The 22,806-nt window shown below is 71.8% G+C and carries 1 protein-coding gene (cut by a window edge); it reads left to right on the top strand.

Features of this window, described 5'->3' with window-relative positions; genetic code table 11:
* Positions 1-22,806, top strand: the 3' portion of a protein-coding gene (locus tag ACZ45Q_RS23795; protein WP_468264725.1) for a UvrD-helicase domain-containing protein. Its footprint begins 8,031 nt before the window's first position; the window shows 22,806 of its 30,837 coding nt (coding positions 8,032-30,837); its start codon lies off the left edge, out of view; the stop codon is at positions 22,804-22,806.

The following is a 22,806-nucleotide window of genomic DNA, read 5'->3' as shown; positions in this document are numbered from 1 at the left end:
CCCGAGCTGCTCGCCGCGATGGGGACCCCCGCCCACCCTCTCACCAGCAACGCACCCGTGGCGTACGCGCCAGCGCTCCTGGACTGGCTGAGTGAGCGCGCGGATCAGATGAGCCCACTGCTGCGCCACACCCTGCACGCCGACTTCACCCCGCGCGGCTTCACCGGCGCCTTCGCACGTCTGGCACACACGCTCGGCCAGCACGCCACCGGTACCCAGCCCGCCCGCACGGGCGGACGTCTGCCGATTCCTCCCCAGTGGCAGGAGCACGCCGAGCTGGTCGACCGGCTTCTGGATGCCGCCGCCACCGACCCGCACACCTTCGGGCTCGTGGTCAGCAACGAACCCGTCAACGACCTCGTCGTCGACCTCATCCGCGAATGGATACAAGATCAGGTCTACCAGCAGCTCGGCGACCTTGGGTCAGCGCAGGACGCGTCCCTGATCGACGCGTTCTTCGGTAACGACGGCGCGATAGACCTGCTGGCCGCGCATGTGACCGCGCAGACCGCGCAGACTGCACGGCTCGTCCTCCTGCCCGACCCCGACACCCTGTACGCCGTCCAGCGCGGCCGCGAAGTGTTCGTGTGCCGCGGCGAGGAGCTGCACCAGCGCCTCGGCTCCGACTCCGGCCTGCGGATCTCCTGGCAGGGAGAAGTCCCGTGGACCCTGTGGTCGCGCGGCGGCGGCCGCGCGGGCACCCTCCAGCCACTGCCCGCGCAGGACGACGCCGCCCGCTTCGTCTCCCTCGCTAAGGGCATGACCGCCCACGACGCCCGGGCGTTCCTCGCCAACCAGCCCCGTGACTGGCCCGGCCTGGACGACCTCGACAACGACACCTTCGACGCGCTGATCACCTATGCGGCCACCGCCCCGCAGCCTGCGGCCGTGCAGGCGCCGGGCACAGGCATACTCGTGCGTGCCGACCAGGCGGGGGAGTGGGCCCTGGAAGTCCTCCACCCCACCCCTTTCCAGGCGGGCCCGGACGCCGTCGAGGCCGCCGACCGTCTCCTGTCCGACCTCGGGCAGTGGCTGTCCGAGCACCGTGCGTTGCTCGATGACGTCACGCCGTGGCACACCCAGGCCACCGAGGACGCCCTGGCCGAGGCCGCCGCGAGCTTGCCCGAACCGGGTGGCAACGGCGGACCCGCAGAGCACTGGCGGGCCGTGTCCGAGGCCCACCAACACCTGCTGCTCCTGCGCGGCGAACTGACCGACAACGGCGGGGCCCGCCCGCTGCACCAGGCCCTCACCCAGCTCACCACCCTGCTGCGGCACAGCGACAACTACCTGGCCCGCGCCGCCGCCCGCGGCATGCCCGACGTCAGCCGGGCATCCCTGCGCAAGGCCGCCGGGAAGACCACTTACACCAGCCCCTTGGAAGCGGTCGCCGCCCTGGCCGGCCTGCAGGCCGCCTGGCGCGAGTGGGCCGAGGAGGTCGGCCCGCTCGACCAGCTTCCCTCGGCGGAGCGGCACTCCGTCATCGCGCTGTCCGCCCTGCTGAACCCGCCGAGGCCCGGCGCCACCCCGAACGGCTGGGTGTCCCTGCTGGACCAGGTGGTCGACATCACGCGGCTGCGGGCGCAGGAGGTCTCCGACCGCATGCTCGGCTGGCAGGCCCTGGACAGTGTGGCGACGGAGATGTGGCGGCGCTGGGCGGCCACAGTGGTCAACAAGCCCGACCTGGCCGCGGACGCCGCGCGCCAGAGCGGCATCCTGCACCTGACGAGGCCGAAGCTGGACCCGGCCAACCCCTTCACCAGCTACGAGGACTTCGCCGCCCGGCACGCTTACCTCATCCGGCTCGCCCAGCGGGTGACCGATTCCGGGGCGCTGACGCCGGACGAGTCGGCCAGTGAGCGGACCCTGCTCCGGCTCCTGGAGCACCTGAGCGACGAGCACGGCGACCTGACCGCGGGCGTCTCCCCGGTCCTGCCCGCCCTGTGCCACCAGATAGGCGAGCTGGCCCGGCAGGTCTGGCACGAGCAGTCCGACGAGGGCCAGTTCGGCCACGGCGACCTGCTGATGACCTTGAACAGCACCGCGTACCGGCACGCCGACCGCATCCAGAGCCTCGTCGACGAAGCCGATCCGCAACTCCAGCAGGAAATCGCCGCGCTCACGGCGCAGGCCCGCGCCGACGAGCAGCTGCTGCCCACCGTCCACTTCCACGCCTCGTCGTCTGCCGAGGTGCCCCAGGCACCGGCGCTGTGGGCGTGGCTGGAACAGCGCGAGCAGGACATGTCACCCCGCCTGCGGCGGGCCCTGCACAGCGACGTCGGACCGATGGGCGATTTCGTTGGCCTCTTCGGCACCATGTGGCGCGCCCTGCTCGAGGCCGTTCCCGCGGACGCGCCGACGCAGTTGGGCCCGCTGCCCGCCGCCGGCACCGACCTTCCCGGCCAGTGGCAGCCGTGGGCCGAGCAGGTGGCCGCGCTCGCGGACGCGGCCAGCGGCGACATCGACCTGCGCCTGCGCCTCACCGGCAGCCTGGGCGACGACCCCGATGACCTGATCAGCAGCTTCACCGAGGCACACCTCGCCGCCCACCAGGACCTCCTGCCCGCCCGCCTGCTCAGGCTGTACTTCGGCCGAGACGACGCGCCCACCACCGCCGCTGAACACCTGCACACCTACCTGGTCCGCGAAGTCACGGCCCGCCTGAACAACGCGACGGCCCCCACCGCTCCTGTCCCTGGGGTCCCGGTCCCGGCAGCCGCCTTGGCCGCCTGGCACCTCGACGATCCGCAGGGCATGGGGGACACCGAGGACCCCTACCCCGACCAGGCCGCCGTCCGCACCGGCGCCCTGCAACTCGTCGCCGCGCTCGGGGAGTTCACCCGCACCTGGAGCGGACACCAGTACATGAGCGAGAAGGCCCTCAAGGAGATCGCCGACGAAGCGGCCACCGCGCTCTGGCAGGACGCGACCGCCGAGCAGATTGGCACCCGTCCCGAGGCCGCGCACTGGTGCCGCACGCTCGTCGAGCTCGCCCACGCCTTCCAGCAACGCCTCGAAGACGACGGCAGCCACGAGTCCAGCATCAGCGCGCTGGCCTCGGCCGCCTACGACCACGCCGCCCGCATGCACGTCACCACCGAAACCCTGTCCGCCGCGGGGGAGGAGGCCTGGCCGAGCGGCGCCGAGGACGGCGAGCAGCAGCGCGCCCGCGCCCTCGCCCAGTCCATCGCCGAGCACTTTCCCCCCTCCGAGCTGATGCGCACCGCTGGCTCCCCGACCTGGGACGAGACGGTCACCTACACCGCGGCGGAGCTGTACGCGCTCGCCCTGCGCGCCGGTGGCGAGACCCCGGTCTGGGACAACGGCGTCCTCACCGTCACCGGGAGCGACAGCGAGCCGCGGATCTTCACTCCGGTGGGCGAGACGGCCGGCGACACCATGCGGCTGGCCCTGCGCCGCCCCATCGGCGCCTCGCTGGAAGAGCGAGCCCAGGCCTTCGAGGCCACCCTGACCGAGCCGATCACCATCGCAGCAGAACTCGACGAGGCCGGCGCGGCGCTTCACGCGCTGCACAAGGACGCGGTGCGTCACCTGCGCACCGTCCTCACGGACAACGAGCAGATCACCGCCTTCGACCAGGCTCTGCCCTTCATCGGCGGCGCGGGCAACTGGCACCACCAGGCGGCCCAGGCCAAGGAGTTGTCGAAGACTGCTGCCCAGACGCTCCATGCCGTCGAAGAGGTGATCGGACGGCACAGCAGGCACCACACGGCACAGCCCGCCCACGACGCCCTGCGCCTCGTCCGGCAGGCCGCGGACCGGCTCGCCGACCACCTGGTGCCGGGCCGCATCAGCACCACCGGCGAGACCTACCCGGCCCTCGACATGCAGCAGGACCAGGAACGCATCACCGCGCTCGCCTACCTACTTGACCACCTGCCCTTCGACGACAACCTGCCGGCCGAGGCGGGCCGGGACCTTGAGGCGGCCCTCCGCCTGCGGGACGGACACCGTGACGTCGGCGGACTCGCCGGAGAGCTCCACCGCCACCAGAAGGTCGCGGACGCCGCCAAGACCCTGCTCAACAACAGCGGCCCCCAGCGCGGCTTCTTCGCGCTGGCGCTGCACAACCTGGCGCGCCATCACGTCGACCGGCTCGGCCGCCACCTGCTCACCCTTCCCGCCGACGGCGCCGCCACCCATGACGTACCCGCACCCGACACACCGTCCGCGGAGCTGGCGCCCGTCCCGCAGGGCGCGCGGGCCTACGCCGGTGCCGCGGAGGGGCTTGCCGCGCAGGAGGACCTCCTGGAGCTGGTGCGCGCCGCGGTGCTGGAGGGCCAGCGGCCCCTGACCATGGGCCATGCGCCCATCGTGCTGGCCGCACTGATGCAGGCCCGCGATCACGGCATCGTCTACAGCGACCACCGGGCACTGGCCGCGTTCGCCGAACAGGTACGAGGCCAGGCACACCTGCAACGCCTCGACAAGATCGACGACGGGAGCAGGCTCGAGGCCGCGGCCCAGGCCGCCTCCGCGCACGCCGGGAACCTCGCCGCCACCGAGCGGGACGCCGATCCGCGCCTGCACCTCGCGCTGCTCGAACTGCGCCGCCGGGCCGAAAACGATGCCGAGCTCGCCGCCCACGCCGAACCCGGCGCCGAGCCCCAGGCCGCCCGGCAGGCCGTGGCCGCATGGCTGTACGGCACCGAGTGGCAGCACGACCTACCCGCCGAGCAGATCACCCTGCTCACCAACGTCATCACCCGCAGCGGGGGAGACGTCCTGGGCGACGGGCCGCTCGCCGCCTGGTGGCAGACGCTCCAGGCCACCCGCCCGGCCGCCGTCACCGCGGCACTACGGAGCGAGTTCCCCGGCGGCATGGTGCGCCGGTCGATCACCGCGTTCCGCAACCGGCGCGCCCCGCTGCTGGACCAGATCGAACAGGTCCTCGCGTTGGACGCGGTCCGCGAGAAGCTCGCCAGCCCGCACACCGACGACCTCGGCGCGGCGGCGCTGCGCTGCCCGGCGCGCATCCTCGCCCGCGATGAGAAGCTGGAGAGGCGCGCAGACGCCTACCGGGCCACCCTGGACGTGGCGCGGGCCGCCCGCTACCTCGCCGAGCGCGCCGCTCACCACAAGCTCCCGGACGCCGACCAGGCGGTCATCGCCGCCCTGGCGGCATCCGCACAGGAGCTGGCAGCCGACTGGATCGCCTCCGCCGACGAGCCCCGGCTCTTCCCCGACGGCGCGCAGGCCCCGCTGTGCCTGCCCTCCCCGGCCACCGCGCCCACCGGCACCGTCACGGCGGCCGAGCGCGCAATCGCCCAGGTTTTGGACGACAGCGGGCTGGTTCCCGCCGCCCGGGGCGGCGGCGGATACACGCTGGTGCCGAACCTGGACGGCACCGTCGGCATCACCATGACGATGATGCGGTTCGAGGCACCCAATGAGCGCGACGCCCGCATCGGCAAGCTGCACGATCTGGGCTGGCAGCCCGTCACCGTCGCCGAGGACAACCCGCGCAGCGCCCATAGCGGCGAGGCCCGCCACGTCACCGTCAACCCACCCCGCGGCCTGGACGCCGAACGCCATCACCTCGCCACCGAAGTCCACGCCATCCTGGACGCCCACCGCCGGCGCGGCGACCGCACCGAAACCTTCCACGTACGCCCGGCTACCGAACAGGACTTCCCCGGCGCCGCTGCCACCACGGCCGTCATCGCGACCGGACGCATCACCCTCGACTCCGACCTCAAGCGCGCCGGATACACCACCGAACGCCTCGGCGAGCGCAGAGTGGTGGTGCGCTGGCCACAAGGCGCGGTGCCGATCGGACCGTACAGCCCCGCCCACACCACCCGGCCCGACGCAGTGCGCCTCGCCGCCGTCAACGCGGCCCTGCGGCCGCTGCACACACAGCTCATGAGCCTGTTGGCCGCCGCTCAGGACGCGCACCCAAGCCTGAACGGCCTCGACGCACTCAGGGACCTCAGCGCCGAACTAGACGCGCTCGACAAGGACTTCCCCCTGGCCAGCAACCCGCCGCACCTCCTCGACCAGTCGCCGCGCCGCCATGCACTGGAGCGCACCGTCGTCTACAGCCTGCTCGACCGGCTGAAGCGGGAGGGCGCACCCCACAACGAGACCCTCGACCGTGCCCTGGTCGAGGCGCACGGGCAGGGCGCCGACCGCTACGTCCACGAGCTCGCCGTAGCGCTGCAGCACCTGCTGCACGAGTACGCCAGCGGCCGGGACGACTGGGCCCGCACACAACTCGCCAACCCCCGCCCCACCTGGGAAGAAGACCAGCGCAGCCGCGACAACGAACCCACCCCAACCCCCGCGGCCACCCAGACAAACGCCCAGGCCGCCCAGCCGACGGCCGGCCCCGCGCCGTCCAGCGATCCGGCGCGCGCCGAGCGCGACACAGTCCCCGAGGGCGACCAGCACAGTGCCCTCCCTCCGGCCGGGCGTGACCCCGTGACCCGCGAAGCCGGGGACACGATCCGTCCCTACTCGAGCGCGAAGGAGTGGCGCGACCACCTCGCCGAAGTCCCGGTGTCGCCGCTGCACTGGGACGCGGACCACGACCTGGCCGAAGCCTTCCGAGCGGCCGACCCGGTCGCACACGCACTGCTGTTCACCACCGGGTTGAACGACCTTGCCCTGCATCCGGGCGAAGTACCGGCCCCGCCAGAGGTCACCGTCCCCTACGCGTTCCAGCTCGCCGACGCCGCCGACGCCCTCGATGCGTTCCTCACCGACCAGGGCGCATCCGAACACCCCCGGCAACGGGCCAGGGCATGGGCAGCCGTGATGCGACAGAGCGCACAACGACTGCAGCAGACCGCAGCGGGCGGCCACTGGCAGTACCTGTCCGCCTCCCTGCCCCATGGAGTCCCGCCCGGTGCCCGGGAACGCAACGCCCGCCGTACGCAGCGCACCGCACGCTCACACGAGTTCACCGCAGACCCCTGGCGCCTGTATGCCCCCGTGAGTGGCACCGACGCCGGGCCCTGGGAGGGCCACGACGTCACGCACACCGCGAGGTCACTGATCGCGGCCGGGGCCCTGGCCTACACCGACACCGACGGCGCGGTCGTCATCGACATCCCGGCCCATCCGGTCGCGGTACGCACGCACCGGCTGGTCTTCACCCCCCTGGATCCTCAGGCCACCCTGGACCACCTGGCGACGCTGTCGCGGTTCGCTGCCCGCGCGGACAGCGCCCGCTTCGAACTCATCGACGACCTCCTCGACCACCTTCGCTCCGACAGCCCGGAGCTGGCCGAACCCGGCCAGAGCGCCCTCTCTCCCCACCGGGCCGCACACCTGAGGGAGATCGCCGACTCCAGCCGCCTGGCCCTCACCCTCAGCGGGAACCTCGCCGTCTACCAGCACCCCGACGACCAGCAGTGGCACGTGGCCCTGCCCGGCCCCATGGCCGACCTTCCCGGGGCCCCGGCCCTGGCCGACAAGCGCACCGCGCTGCGGTTCGCCGCCCGTGTCGAGGCCGTCCTCGCCGGCCCCTCCGAGACCCCCTTCCCGTTCACCTCCCCCCTGGCCGGACACGTCGCCCGCCTGTGGCGCACCGACTCCGGTGACACCGTCGAAGAGGCGGTCCACGCAATAGCGGTCGAAGACCGGCATCTGCCAGCCGACACAGAGCAGGACGCCGAAGCCCGACGCACCCGGCAGGACACCGAACTCGCCGCGGGATACAACACGATCGCCACCACGCGGGACCTCACCTCCGGCGACCAGATCAGCTTCCGCCACCAGGTCACCGCAACCGACGTGGCCGACAGCCTCCTGCGGGGCGAGACGGCGCCCGCCGAGGGGGAGTGGGTGACCGTGAGGGGCACCGTCACCGCGGCCCCGAACCTGCGCGAACGCACGGACGAGCATGGCCAGCCTGTCGACCTGCACAGGGTCATCAGCCTGGACGACGCCACCTGGAGCGACCACCAGGGACGCAGCGGACCCGCGTCCTGGCTCCATGGGCCCGCTCCCCGGCACCAACTGCGGCGCCACGCCCGCATGCCTCACCTCCTGCAGGAACGAGCCACTGCATTCCTCAACCGGCTGCCCGACAGCCCGGCGCCGGACGGCGACGACGATCGCCGCCTGTTCAAGAAGGTGCGGCCCAGCGCCCCCTGGCGCCTGGCTCAGGACGCCCTCACCCGACTGGCCCAGGGCGCCAGCTACAGCGGCGATCCCTCCCAGGACCTGCACCTGATCGGTGACCTGCTCCGCGACTTCGACAAGCGCCTGAGGACCGGTTCTGGTTCCTATGCCCAGACACGGCAGCACGCGCGGCAGCTGGCCGACGACATCACCGCGGCCGCCGACCTGTACCCGCCCAGCGAGAGGGCTGCTCGGGGGCGCGGCCGCCACGGCTGGGACCTTGTCTACCCCTGGGAGCTGCAGCCTGGTGACGAGGTCTGGGCGGATGGCTTTGAGAGCTCCGCCTCGCAGCGCACCAGCAACGTCCACGGCCGCGTCACCGCACCAGGCAGCTTCACCGCCGCCAGCGACAGGCTGAGTGTCTTCCGCAGCTGGCACGGCAAGGGACGCAACTACACGCTCGCACACAGCATGAGCCGCCCGTTCAGTCAGGTGCTTGTGCCGCTGACCGGGCTGGTCGAGCGGGCGCCGCGGCCCCTGCGAATGCCAATGTCGCCCGACCGAGCGCACCAGCCCGCCCAAAAGAACCCTCCCGTCGCAGCCCCCGCACCTGCGATGCAACCGCAGACAGCACTGGCCGCTCAGGCGCAGTCCGGTGCCAGCCCCGCGGGCGAAGCACCCCCCAGCCCCGCCGCCGGGCCCGGCGAGGGCCAACGCAGCGACCACGACCAGCGGACCGCCGAGCTGCTCTCCGGGCGCGGCGCCGGCCCCGGCACTCCGCCGCCCCCCGCACCTGGCGGCAACGACGAGGCCGACCAGCCCGCCGAACAGCCAGGGGGCAAGCAGCCGCAGGCCAGGGCCTTCACCCACTTCAAGGAGATCAGCGCACCGCGCCGCGCCCTCAACCAAGCCGTCCGCGCAGTGGCACGCACCGGCCACTTCAAGGAGCGGGCATCCCAGAGCGGTCCCGAGACGGCGCTGAGCGACGCCCTCGCGACCTTCACCCGGGTCTCCCTGCGCGATCCCGCAGCCTTCCACGCGGCAGTCGAAGGCGTCCACGCGGCCGTCACCGCCGTGACCAACGCCTGGCGGGACACGACAGTGCCCGACGACGCCGCCCAGGCCCTGTCCGACCTGGTGCATGCAGCCGACTCCTTCACCGCCGCCTGGCGGGCCACCGCCACCTCGGACGCCTGGGAGACCCTGTTCGACGGCGCGCCGCGCCCCACCGGTGCGCAGGCACAGCCGGCGCCGGCCGCCGCTTCCGCGCCCACCGGCCCGGACGCTGAACCCCTGGCCGAGCCGGACGGCTTCGAGACCGCCGATTCCGCCGTGCCCGGCATCACCCTGGCCGAACAGCACGCCGCCCTCCGCGCCATGATCAATGACTTCGGCGCGCTCACCCCCGCTGCCCACCCGGCCGGATCCGGACTCGCCGCCTACGTGCGACGGATGGCCGACCCCGCCCAGATGAACGCCTGGCGCAACGAGCTGGTCGCCTCCGGCCGCGGCATCTGGATCGGCGGGTACAGCCGCGGCAAGGAACTGCGTGGCATCGCACGCCTTGACCCCGCCCCCGAAGGCATTTTGATCACCACTCAGGGGGCCGACGACCGGCCCGCGATGAGCATGGTGATGCGGTGGGAAGAACTCCCCGCCTGGCTGGACCTCGGCCTAAACGAGCAGACGCGCCGCGAACTCCTGGCCGCCGAGGATGCCCTGGCCGCCGCACCCGGAAATGAGGCGGCGCGCGCGCGACTCGGCCAGACCCAGCTGACGGTCTGGGACGCTCTGCAGGCCGCCGGGGCGCCCACCGCCGAAGCCCTCGCCGCCTCCTGGAACCGCTACCGCGCCCGCGACCCGAGGGCCGAAGCAGAGTCCCTGTTCGACCTGGAGCCCGCCACCCTCGCGGGCGGTCCCTACACCAGCCTGGAGGAGTTCACCCGCGCCACCGCAGACCTCATCAGCGAGGCCTGGGGGCTGCACGTCCACCCGCAGTGGTCCGCCGCCGATCCGCGCACCCGGCAGCTGCGCGAGGCGATCGCGGCCGTGCGGGCCTCCAGTACCACCATCCCCTCCGAAGCGGTCACCGCGGCATTGCGGCTGGCCCGGGCTGCCCAGCAGGCCACCGACCGCCTTGAGGACTTGCCCCGGGAGGTGCGGCCCACTCTTGCCACCTTCGCCGATAGTGCCCGACGGCACGCCGACCGTGTCGCCGCCACCGCGTGGGGCGAGGCGTGGCGGCAGGTGTTCCCCTCCGCGGCGGAACCCTGGAGCGAGGACCCGTTCCTGCTGCCCCGCCTCGGCTACCCCGACCCGCGCCCGATCACCACCGCGGGCCAGGCCATGGAGCCGCTGAGCGAGTACGAGGCCAACGGCAACCAGACCTACTCGCAGATCACCAACGCCGATCACCCTGACCGGCTGGCGTACGCGGTGCCGGGCACCGACGGGTTCACCGTGCTGGCGGCGCCGGGCATCTTCCACGGCCCTGCCTACACCCTGCGCACCCCCAACGACACGATCGTCGCCACGCTCGTGAAGGACCGCTCGGGCTGGCACACCGTGATGGGGGAGCACCTGCCCGGCCACACCGACCAGGCGCTCACCATCCTGCCCCCGCAGCCGTACGGGCAGGACCACTTCCACCACGCGGTCCTCAACGCGCTGCGCGTCTGGGCCGAGGAGGCCGCCCAGCCCCTGCCCGGCCACGCCACCTACCCCGATGCGATGCGCGTGTCCTGGGCCTTCGCCGAACTCGAGAAGTTCACCGCCGCACTGCGCACCGCCGGTCGCCACGTCTGGCCGCTCACCCACACCCAGCAGCCCACCCTCATCCGTGTCCTTGACGCACTGGACCAGGTGAAGGCGCACGAGCGGGCCCAGCTCGGCGACGAGCAGATTCGGACCAAGGCCGACGCCATCGAGTGCCTCGCCCCCGCCGTGGAAGCGCTGCGCACCCAGCTCGAGAACGAGCAGCAGCACTCCAGCGACCTGTATGGGCTGGTGCGGGTGCTGTCCGGACACGCACACGAGATGCCCGGACGTCTGCGCACCTTCGCCGGCAGCCGCACCACCTCCGCACCCGAACCTGCACCTGCTGCTGCGCCGACGCCCCAGACGGCGGCCCCAGCACCGGAGGCCACGATGACCACCACCCCCGTGCCCGGCGCGGGCTCAGAGGAAGCACCGGTGACGGAAGGCGGTTTGTGGGATCCCCACTACCCCGTTCCCGAGACGATCGCTCAACTGTGGAAGACGGCCCAGGCCCAGGGCTGGACCATGACCCGGAGCACCGACGACTCCGGCTACGGCAGCCAGCTCCTGAACGTCGAACTCGAAGCCCATACCGTGGTCGGCTACTGGCGCTTTAGCCTTGAGTGGCACCCGCGCAAGGGGCGGTTCCGCGCCGACAAGGAGCGGTCCTTCGCCGACTGGCCCGACGGACGCACCGGACGGCGCGGCGGCACCATCCATCCCACGGTCGCGGACGCGCTGAACGCCATGCAGCGCTACGCGGCGATTCCCGCACCCGTCGAGAAGCCCGGAGACCCCACCGAGCAGGCGGTTGCGGCCGAGGCGACGGCTGCCGCTCCGGCGGCCGCGGCCGACCAGCCGGAAGCCACGCAGCCGATGCTGGCCGGGGCCCCGAGCGCAGCCGCCGAGCCGGACACGAGCGTCGATCTGCCGTTCGACGCGCAGGAAGTCGCGGGCATGCCCGGCTACTGGTGGCGGCTGGAGCCGCCGCGCGAGGGCGACAGCGACGACGTCGAACGCATCACCGTGGGCCATGGCACCGAGCGGATCGGTCACGGGCACGGCCGCAAGGGCTCGGGCACGGACAAGGGGACGATCGTGGTCGGCACCGACTACATGCCTGGCGAGCGCACCCCGTCCGCCAGCGCCAAGAAGATCGCCCAACGTCACCAGGCCCTGCAGGAGGCCGCTCGCCTCACCGGGCCCCGGCCCGCTGAGACGGTGTGGGTCCACCACGAGCGGGAGCATGGAGAGGAGACCCGTACCTACGTCTTCGGTGTAGCCGAAGGGGACAAGGACGCCCTGGCAGCGCTGGAGGCCGAGGACTTCATCCGCATGCCCAGCGCCGGCGCATGGGTCCAGCGCAAGGGCACCCGCCCGGAGACGCGGGCCTACAAGACGGGCCGGTTCGTCCGCCGTATGCTCAAGCACGGCCGCTCCATCGCCGTCCACTACCACCGCGACGGCGCACCCGCCGACACCAACCTGCCCGAACTCGACGACGGCAGGGTCGGAGAACTCGCCGCCCTCACACAGACGGAGCGCAGGGACTGGAGCCCGATCGAGTTCCAGACCGGGGACCAGGTACTCCTGAAGGGCTCGCACAGCTGGTGGCACACCGTCACCGACGTCCAGCCCCGGCAGCTCACTGTCGAGCTGGAGACCGCCGTGTACGGCGATGTCCTGGCCCGCCGGCGGGGCCAGGACCTGCTCACTGCCGCCGACCCGGTCGGTGAGGTCACCACCGCCCGCCCCGGAACCTTCGACCTGCGCGGCAAGGCCCCCGAGGTCCTCGAAGCCGAACAGGCCCGGTTGGAGCTGCCGTTGGCCGACGACGCGCACGCTCCCTTCGTCGAAGCGCGCCGTGCCCAGATCGCGACCGAGCGGGAGCGGGTCTCGGGCAACCTTGCGGCCACGGAGAAGCGGCGGGCCCGCCTGCAGGCGGTCCTCACCAATCCCAATGCGCTCAAGGAGCACGGCGGGAAGCTGCTGGCCAACGAGTGGGGCGAGCCGCTCGGTGCCGTCGTCAAGAAGGAGTCCATCGAGAACCTGCCGCGCATGAAGAGCGCGTACAAGTGGTTCTTCATCGACCTGGACGGCAACCCCCTGTTCCCCCTGGACCGCAAGGGCGCGGCCCAGGGGGACGCGATCCGCCGCGAGGACCGTCTCAGTGCCAAGGCACCGGCCGGCTGGCGGCGCAGCAGCTGGAGCCAGGTGGAGCCCGGCACCGTCATCCGGCTGCCCGAGACCGCGGAGAAGGACCTGTCGCCGGAGAACTGGTCCCAGCCGCTCACCCTGATCGGCATGCACCGCGGGGCTGACGGCTCCCTCACGGTGGAGGGCACCCGCGACGGGCAGACAGTCCGGCACGAATTCAGCCGCGTCGATGCTCTGCCGGGCCCGGTGCGGGAGGCGATCGGAACATGGGCAGTGCGCCCCGAGACCGTCGTCGCCCGCGCCGCCCGCCCCGCGCTGATCGAGGCCCTGCGGCACACCCACACCAACGTGGTCCTCCCTGGCAGCAGCCTCGAACTCGCCGACGCACTCCGCGCCATCCGGCGTGCGGAGCAGGCGCTCGACGAACGGCCTACCCCTATCCCCGCCCTGCGCCAGCAGATCGCCACCGCCCGGGACGCTGCCGCCCGCCTGGCGGCCGATGCCGAGCGGACCGGGTGGCCCGAGGTCGCCAAGCGGGCACAGTCCGCCCACGCGGTGGCCCAGTACTGGGCCGATGCCTTCGAGGACGTCGAGACCACGGCCCAGCGACTGCAGGGAACCGGGACCGCCCCGGCACCGGAGCCCGAGCGCGCGCCGGAGCCTGCTGCAACCGCCCCTACCGCCGACCCGCAGCCCGCCGAGCAGGCGCCGGTCGGCCGGCCCTGGACGAAGATGCGCCGCGAGGACTTCGACAGCACCCTGGCACCGGCCGCACCGGAGAGCGGGGCCCTTCCGGTAGGCCAGCTGGACCTCGACGACTCCGAAGCCAACCCCCCGCGCGACGACAATCAGTCCGCGCAGGAGGCGGCAGAACCGGATCAGGGCACATCCGGGACGGCCGCAGAGTCGGGGACGCAGCCGGACGAGTCCGCTACCCGGGACGACCCGGCCCGAGACCTCCCGGATGACAGCCCGGTCTCGCTCTATGACGCCATGCGGCTCGGCGGCCAGGAGGTGGCCCGTGCCCTGATGGCACGCGTCACCGTAGGGGAGTTCGCGGCCGATGGAGAGTTTCTGCGCGCCCCGGTTCTGCTGGACGGCGAGGACATCGGCTCCGTCGTCACTCGCCCCGACGGCGGATACGCGGCCACCACCATCGAGAACTGGACGTCGAGGCATCCGTACGAGACGGTGTCTGGCGCGGTCGCCCAGGTTGTCCAGTCCTACGACGAGTGGGTCGCCACCGGCGCGGAGCGAGAGGCTCGTGCCCGCGAACTCGGGCTCGACCCGAGGGCTGCCGCGCCCGAGGGGGAACTGCCCGAGGGCGCCGTGCCCGTGCCTGGCTTCCCCGGCTACCACCAGGTCAGCGCCTACCCCGGCACCGTGGTGTACGGGCCGGGCAACCGGAAGATCGGCTCGGTCGAGAACCGCACCTACAACCAGGGCAAGCACAAGACCCTGTACGGCGACGACAGCCCCATCAAGGGGCACGACACCATCGAGCGTTCCGTCCGCCACCTGGTGGAAGTGCACGCCGAACTCAACGACCTGCCCAACGACCAGACGTGGCTGAACGTATGGATCGAGCACCACCCCGACCACACCCACGTGTGGGGGACCTCCGAGCAGTACCGCGAGCTCATCTTCGCGCTCGAGGTCGCCGGCGGTCCGCGCGGCTTCAACCGGCGCAACGTGGACGGGGCGCACCGTCAGCACGGCATGTACTGGCACGCAATGCCGAAGAACCTGACGTACGAGACCCGCACCGAGAAGGTCAACGCGTTGCGGGCGATGCTGTCGGCTCGCGGCCGCAAGATACCCGTCTTCGGGAGCCTTGAAGCCAAGCAAGCAGCCGAAGCCGCCGACAGAGCACAGACCGCTGCGCCGGCTCCCGCGGCACTTGGAAGGGCGGCCGGCGCCAGTGAGGAGGACGGCGCTGCACCGGCGGCACAGAGGGAGCGCCTCGCCCCGGTGCGCGGGCACTCTGGCCAGCTGGCCCAGGGCGAGGCTGCGCACGGCATGGCGATCGAGGCAATGGACATCGATGACCTCGACGAGACCCTCGATGCACTCAGGGACGCCACCGATCCGCTGTCGCTGGCCTACCGGCTGCGCGCGGAGCGGCGCCGCTGGGCTCTGCTGCGCCAGGAGGCCGAAGACTGGGTGCCGCAACCGCAGTATGACGCCCAGGGCAACCTGGTCGAGCCGTCCCGTGGGCAGATCCTGCGTGAACGAGCCGACGGCTACCGGCTCAACCCCAACGAGGCCCAAGGCGCCGTCACCAGCGTGGACGACCTACCGCCCGCGAAGCCCGGCGGGTACAGCGATGCCCGGTGGGCGGAGATCGTCGCGGCCGCCGCAGCGGCGGAGGCATTCCCGCCCACCGCTGAGCAGGACGTCATCATCGAGGCCGCGGCCCGGCGCGGCTTGGACCTGCGGGTGATGGCACTGGCCGGCACCGGCAAGTCCACCACCTTGAAGATGTTGTCGCGGCGCATGCCCGGCAAGCGCATCCTGTACCTCGCCTTCAACCGGTCGGTCGCCGACGAGGCGATAGAGGCGCAGCAGCGAGGCGAGTACAGCGCCAACCTCACCCCCACCACCGCGAACGCCTACGCCAACAGCATGGTTGACGAGGCCCTGCTGACCCGGCTGAACTGGCCGAAGCTCAACGAGCAGCAGATCGCCGACCGGATGCGCTGGCGCTCCCGGATCACGGCCGGAGGCGAGTCGCTGACCCCGCAGCGTGCCGCGTACCTGGCCAACCGGCTGCTGTCGGAATGGGTGAAGTCCGCAGACGACGACTTCGCTGTCCACCACCTGCCGGACGGCATCTCGCACAACCGGGATGCGATTTTCGCCGCGATCCGGCCCCTCGCGCGGGAGATGTGGGAGAACCTCACCGATCCGAAGGCCATCGACAAGGACCGCGATCTCCCGCTGTCCTTCGACCACACCGTCAAGATGTGGGCGCTCTCCGGCCGGGTCCCCGACACCGACGTGCTGATGTGGGACGAGGCACAGGACGTCAACCCGGTCATGGAGTCGATCGTGGCCAACGTCCGCGAAGCCGGCATCCAGGTCGTGGCGGTCGGCGACAGCAGCCAGGCCATCTACGGCTTCCGCGGAGCGACAGATGCCCTGGGGCGGATGCCTGCGGACGCGAGCTGCACGCTCACCCAGACCTTCCGGTTCGGCGATGCCGTCGCCGACATCGGGAACCGCTTCCTGCGCCTGGGCGGCACCCGCATGCGGCTGGCGGGCTGGGACCGCAAGTCCTCCCGCCTCGAAGAGATCGACCCGGGTGACGAGACGATGCTCATCGCCCGCACCAACGCGGGCGTGGTCCTCGGCGCCGTCGAAGGCCTGCGCGCGGGCCGCAAGGTCGCGGTGTCCGGGGGACTGGCTGACCTGCGTAAGTTCCTGGAAGCTGCGGAAGCGCTGCGCGAGGGTGAGCGCACCAGTCATCAGGAACTGGCCCGCTTCAACGGCATGGCCTGGGACGAGATCCTGGAGACCGCCGAGAGCGAGCCCGAGCTCAAGCAGCTCGACTCCATGTTCAAGCTGATGGAGCGGCACAGCGAGGAGCTCGACGCGCTGCTGGAGTCCGTGCGGATGCCGCGGCCGTTCGTCGAAGACGACGGCGAGCGCCTTCACGTCAAATTCGCCCACGGAGACGGCAACTTCCGGGCCACGAAGGAGTGGCTCAAGAGCAAGGGCGTCGGCTTCGGATGGGATGGCGAGGCCAAGCGGTGGAGCTTCCCGCCGCCCAGGAAGCCCGCCACCTCCGCGACCGAGGCACAGCGCTACCGGCTGCGCGAGCGGGTCGAGCAGTACATCACCGACCACTACACCGCCCCCGCCAGCGACAACGGCGGGCAGGTCGTCGACCAGTCCGCGTCGCATGACCTCCTGGTGTCCACCGCGCACAAGGCCAAGGGCATGGAGTCGCCGCGCGTCCGGATCGCCAGCGACTTCAGGGGCCCCAAGGAGAGCGCCAGCGGCGGCATCGACTGGGACACGATTCCCGAGGACGAGGAACTGCGCCTGGCCTACGTCGCGGTCACCCGCGCCACCGACATCCTGGATGCCGGCTCGCTCGGCTGGATCTTCGACGTCACCCGCGACGACGACCCGATGCAGGAGCCGGACGGCATCTACCGGCGCGCGTGGCAGGTCGACGACTTCGAGCCCGGCAGCCGCCTCACCTTCTGGAGCGAGGACGGAGAGAGCCTCCTCGACGGGCATGTCGCGGAGCGCGACGGCACCGCGCTGATCGTCCGCACCGAGGACGGCAGCACCCAGACAGTCGTCGCCGGTCAGCTCGTCCGCCGTGACGGGCAGGACGGCCCGCTGCTGCCCGTGGCCAGCGACGAGGAACTGGACGAGGCACTGGCCAGCGGCTTCGGCCCGCTGTCGGCACCGAGCCCGAGCGGCGCGGCCTCGCCGGACCCGCAGACCTCGCCCCGTCCTACCACCGCGCCTAACACCGGCGGCCAGGCACCGCATGCACCGAACACGCCGCCCGCTGCAGACGGCACCTGGGAGGAAGCCGCCGTGGACACACCGGACGCGGCCGAGCAGCAGGCTCAGACGGCGCCCACCATCGCAGATGGTACGCCGCAGACAGCCCCTGACCGGGAGACGTTCACCGCGCTCAAGCCGCCCGAGACCAGCGCTCTGACCCGGGCGGATGGCACCCTGTGGTGGGGCGGGAGGGCAGCCGGACGTAAGAAGGCGATCACGCAACCTGTCCTCGTCCGGCTGAAGTTCGGGCCGCGCGGCGTCGTCGACGTCGAAGACGCCGTCACTGGCACGCGCGTCGACCGCATCCGCACCGGAACACCGTTCTTCGCCGCCGCGCCACTCCTCAATGAGAAGCAGGAACAGCCGTCCCCCGCGGAGGCGCATGGCCAGGTCGCCGCCGCCGACCGGGAGCAGGGCTCCGCAGCGCCGCCTGTCGCCACCAGTGACGCCCCGGCTGCAGCCGAAGTCCCGGGCCGCGCCTCGACCGACGCGTCGGCGCAGTCGTTCAAGGTGATCGCCCGGGCCACGGACGCCGGCCGGCGCTGGGCCGTCGTGGACCGCGCCAGCGGGGACGTCGTCTGGATCCGCGACCAGGACCAGCACTCCGTCGAGGCCGTCTTCGCGGCCAAGGAAGACGCCGAACGCATCCGCCACCGCCTCGCAAGCGAGCCCGGGCTGCGTGTTCCCGCCCCTGAGCCGGCAACCACTGCCCGGGCAACGGGCGAGGCCCAGCGGCACCAGGCGGGCCCGGTCCTGGATCCAGTGCTGGGCACGGTCATTGCCAAGGACACCCGCGGCACCGACCAACTGGTGAAGGTCCAGGTCGGCGACGAAGCCAGCGGCCTGCGGGTCTACGTCGCCTGGAACCCCGTCGGCGCCGACCAGATCCAACTCCACCAATCGGTTTACCTCTCCGGCACCCTGGGCGCCGAGACCGCCTTCCACGGACGGCTCGAAACCCCCGTCGAGGGCGGCACCGTGGAAGGCGAAGCCGCCGCCCACGACCGCCGCCACATCACCCAGCCCACCCCCGAGGGCTGGATACCCGCAGACCCAAGCGCCCCGACCCTCGACGTGGGCCAGCAGGTCCGCATCCTCGACCCGCACCACCACGCGCACGCGGCCACCGACCAGCCGGGCACCCAGCAGCTCTACAGCACGGTCACCGTGGAGCTGGTCGAGGCCGGCACCAGCTTGTACGCCGGAACCAGCGCGGACGGCCGCGTCCTGGTCTTCACCCGCGACCAGGTCGTCGCGGTACCGGGCGCAGGCGCAGCCCAGCCGCAGCAGACCGCCCCGGCTCCGGCGCCGGTTGCCGAGCAGGATGCCGTCTCACGGGAGGTCTCCGCTGCCCTCCTCGCCACGCTGAGGAAGGACTACTCCTACGCCCAGCGGGCCGGCCGCTGGACGGTCGCCGATCTCGAGCCGCGCCCGGACGGCACCCGGGTCGAAGTCCTGCTGCGCAAGAGCGGTGAGTGGGCTCAGGCCGTCGAGGTCGGACCGCATACCCTGCGCGACGAACGCGGCCACTTCCACGGGCTCGAAGAGGTACTGGCCTGGCGGGACGCCACCCGGCTCGTCACCCTCCAGGACCGTCCCGAGCGCACCCCGCGCCCGGGCGCGGTGGCACCCGTGCTGGTGCAGGACCGCACGCCCAAGCCCCCGCTGTTCTCCAGCCCGCCGCAGAGCCTGAAATCCGCCGAGCTCGAGAGCCGGGCCACGGCCCTGGACCAGTGGCTCAACGCGTACGCGGCACAGGGCGACACCGCAGACAGTGTCCGCGCCGTTGCGCTGCGCGACGCCCTGCGTGCCGAGCTGGAGCAGCGCCGCCTGCGCCGGACGGATGCCGAACAGCTCGGCGGCATGGACGCCTTCCGCCAGGACCTGGCCGATCTCACCCTGGAGGCGGCCGACCCCAGTGGTGCCCGGGGCATTCTGCGCAACGGCACCCGGCTCGGCACCGTCGTGGCGAGCGCCGCGGGCTTCCACTTCGTCCCCGAAGGCCAGCTGGCCCTGGCCGAGGGCACCGCCTACGCCAGCCCCGAAGGTGCCGCGGTCGCGCTCAGCCGCTTCCTCGCCGGCATCCCCGAGAACCAGCCGTTGAAGGCGCCCGCAGGGCCCGCCCCGATTCCGGCGCCGCGCTTCCTCCTCACCCCAGAGGAGAAGAAGGCCGATCCCACGGCCGACTCCAACATGCTGCTCAAGGCCCACCTGAGCAGCGTCGTCCACTACAAGGCCGACCCGGACCAGCGCAGCCAGCAGATGATCGTCGAGCTGTGCCGCAAGCACGGCAAGACCGAGGCCGGAACCCACCTGAGCTCCGGCGGACGACTCGCGATCATCACCGTCGCCCCCGAACGCTACGAAGTGCGGGCACCGGACCGGCTCACCAAGGTTTTCGGGCCCTGGGGTGAGCAGATCAAGACCCGCGAGCGGGCCAACCGGATCGCGGACGCTCTGGAGAGCATCCGAGACGAACAGGGCCGCCCCTTCCCCTGGGACATGCCCAACCCCACCCTCCGGGCCCTGCCCATGAAGGCCCTGCACTGGAAGGACCAGCACGGCCACGACATCAAGCAGGCGATCCTGCACGCCCTGGTCACCCAGGGCCTCGACGAGCGGGACCGGCGTTACGCCAAGGAGTACTACCAGAGCACCGGCCGCCGCCTGACCGCGCCTGCTCCTCAGACCGCGCCCCGGCCCGCCCCCGAGCCGGCCGACCCCTCCATGCCCGCGCCGGGCAACTTCCTGATCACCACAGTGAAGAAGGTCCTCGGCGAGGTGGCAGCAGCCGACGGCACCTTCTGGTGGAAGGGCGAAGTCAACAACCCGCAGGCAACCCAACTGCGCTCCAACCTGGAACCCCTGGACGTCCCGATCCTGGTAAGGATCGAGGAATCCGCCGATGTGAAGGGCGCGAGCATCGGCTGGGTCCGGGTCCTGGATGCCGCCACCGGCAACCTGATCCAGAACATCCGCTCCACGAGTCACGTCATGGTTGCCACCCCGCTTGCACCCGCGACCCCGGCAGGGGAGACGGGCATGGTGCAGCGGCGCTTCGCCTCACTCGGCCAGGTCCGCACCCACCTGATGGCCGCGAAGATCCCGGGACTGAGCCCCGAGCGCCGCACCGAAGTGCGCAAGCTCGCCAAGGACCGCGAACTGGTGGAGCTCACCGACGACGGCCAGTTCGTCATCCGCCGGAACGACGAGACCTTCGAGGTGCTCCCCGCCGGCAGCGGCCTGCCCTTCGACGGCCTCCTGCCCGAAAACCTTTACCTGAGCCCCGAAGCCGCCCGCGACCTCGCCGTCACCCCCCAGCCGCTGGAGGGGCTGCCCTCCCTGGAAGAAGCACGCGACTTCGCCGGCCGCCTCACCGAGCTGCGGACCACCGACGGGGAGCCGATCGACTGGAGCGACCCGCAGCTCGGCACGCGCTTGTCCGCAGGTGAGTTTGTCCGCCTCAACCACACGGTCCTGGAGGAGCGCGCTCACCACGACCGCGCGCACGACAACGCCAACTCCCCCAGCGACGCCATGTGGCAGCTATTCGAGGACCAGCGCCAGCGCCCCGAGCACGACACCGCGACCATGCGCTGGGCGGACGCGCTCACCCCCGGCGACTGGGTATGGCTGCGGATTAACGACGAGGACAAGGCCTGGGAAGTCATCCAGCGCGCCGACACCGAGTTCGGCACCGTCGCGATCACCCTGGACGACGACAGCACCTGGCACCTGCCCCGCAACCTGCCCGTACAGCACCCGGGCCCGGACACCATCCTCGACGCAGACGGCGAGCCCATCGGCCTGCGCCTGGACGCCGACTTCGTCGTCAACGACGACGTCATCGAATTCGACCTCGATGCCGACGGCACACCGCTCGCGCCGAGCGGCACAGTGGGGACACCAGATGCCGGCACCCTCCGGATCCGCGGCCGCGCCATGGTGACCCACAACCACCCCCACGGCGCCGGCGAGCGGACGTACCTGATGGACGCCACGATCGTCAACGGGGCGGACATCCAGCCAGCCTCCGTCGAGTTGAAGGCCACGGCCTTCGAACTGCCCGAAACCGTCTACCGGCTCTCCCTGCGTGCGCCACTCGCACCGCAAGAGGCACAGCCGCGGCCCCCCGCCCTGGCCCGGCCGGCTCCTCAGCCGTACACCGCACCCGAGTCGGCACCACAGGCTGGGCCGGACGTGGGCGCGGAGCTGGAGGCGGAGCTGACAGCCGAGCTCAAGGCAGAGCTTGCATCCGAATTCGAGGCTGATGCCGACCAGGAGGTTGACTTCGAGGCGGAGCTCGCAGCTGTGCTGGGACTGGCTTCCGAGCTCGAAAACGAGGCCGCTGCGGATCTGGAGGCCGAGCCGGAACCGGAACATGAGCTGGTGGCCGACCCGGGGTACGAAGCCGATGATCTGGAGTCCGAGTACGAAGCAGACTTCGAACCGGAAACTGAGCTGTACGAGGAAGCCGAGGCGGAGCCGGAGCTGCAGGAGGAAGCCAAGCCGCAGAACGTGACGGAGCTGCCCACCAAGCTGTCCGAGGGCGAACAGCTGCGCCGCAGCCTGCTGCGGCTGTTCAACGCCCCGGACGCGCCCACCACGCCCACCGAGCACACGATCGTCGGCGGCGCGCCGCTGTACGTACGGGTCGCACAGAGTGCCCGGTACGGGCAGGTCGTGCAGTTCGGGTTCGATCCCAACGCCCCACGTGCGGCCGCGCAGTTCACGGCCGCCGAGCTCGAAGGCGCCTCCGGGGAACTGGTACTGCGAGGTGTGCTTGCCCGTCTTCCCGCATCCCAGCGTCAGCCGAGCCCGAAGGATCCCGGACCCATCGTCCCGGACCGGCTGCGCGAGGACCTCCTGCAGCTCATGGACGACCCGCACGCGCCCAGCGTGCCCACGCTCCAGAACACGATGAGCGCTCTGAACCTGTACGTCGCGGTGACCGGCCACCCGCAGCACGGGGACGTGCTGCGCTTCGGATTCGATGCCAAGGCGGCGCCCGCCGGCCTCTTCACCCGGGACGACCTCCTCGGTGCCACCAGCGCCAAGGTAGTGCAGATCGTGGAGCGTTATGGAGAAGCGTTCGTTCAAGATCGCCTCAACGCTGACCGTGCACGCCAACTCCGTGACCGCCTGCAGGCCGGAGCCCGCCAACGGCAGATACCCCAACCGTCTACCACTGCCGCGTGCTCCGGACGACCACAGCAGCCGCGCCCTGATGAGCCGGGACGCCCGGTCGCGCCGACCGTCTCCCCGACCCGGTGA

It is taken from the genome of Streptomyces sp. NPDC031049 (assembly GCF_055571015.1).
This window is presented reverse-complemented; position numbering and strand designations above follow the sequence as displayed.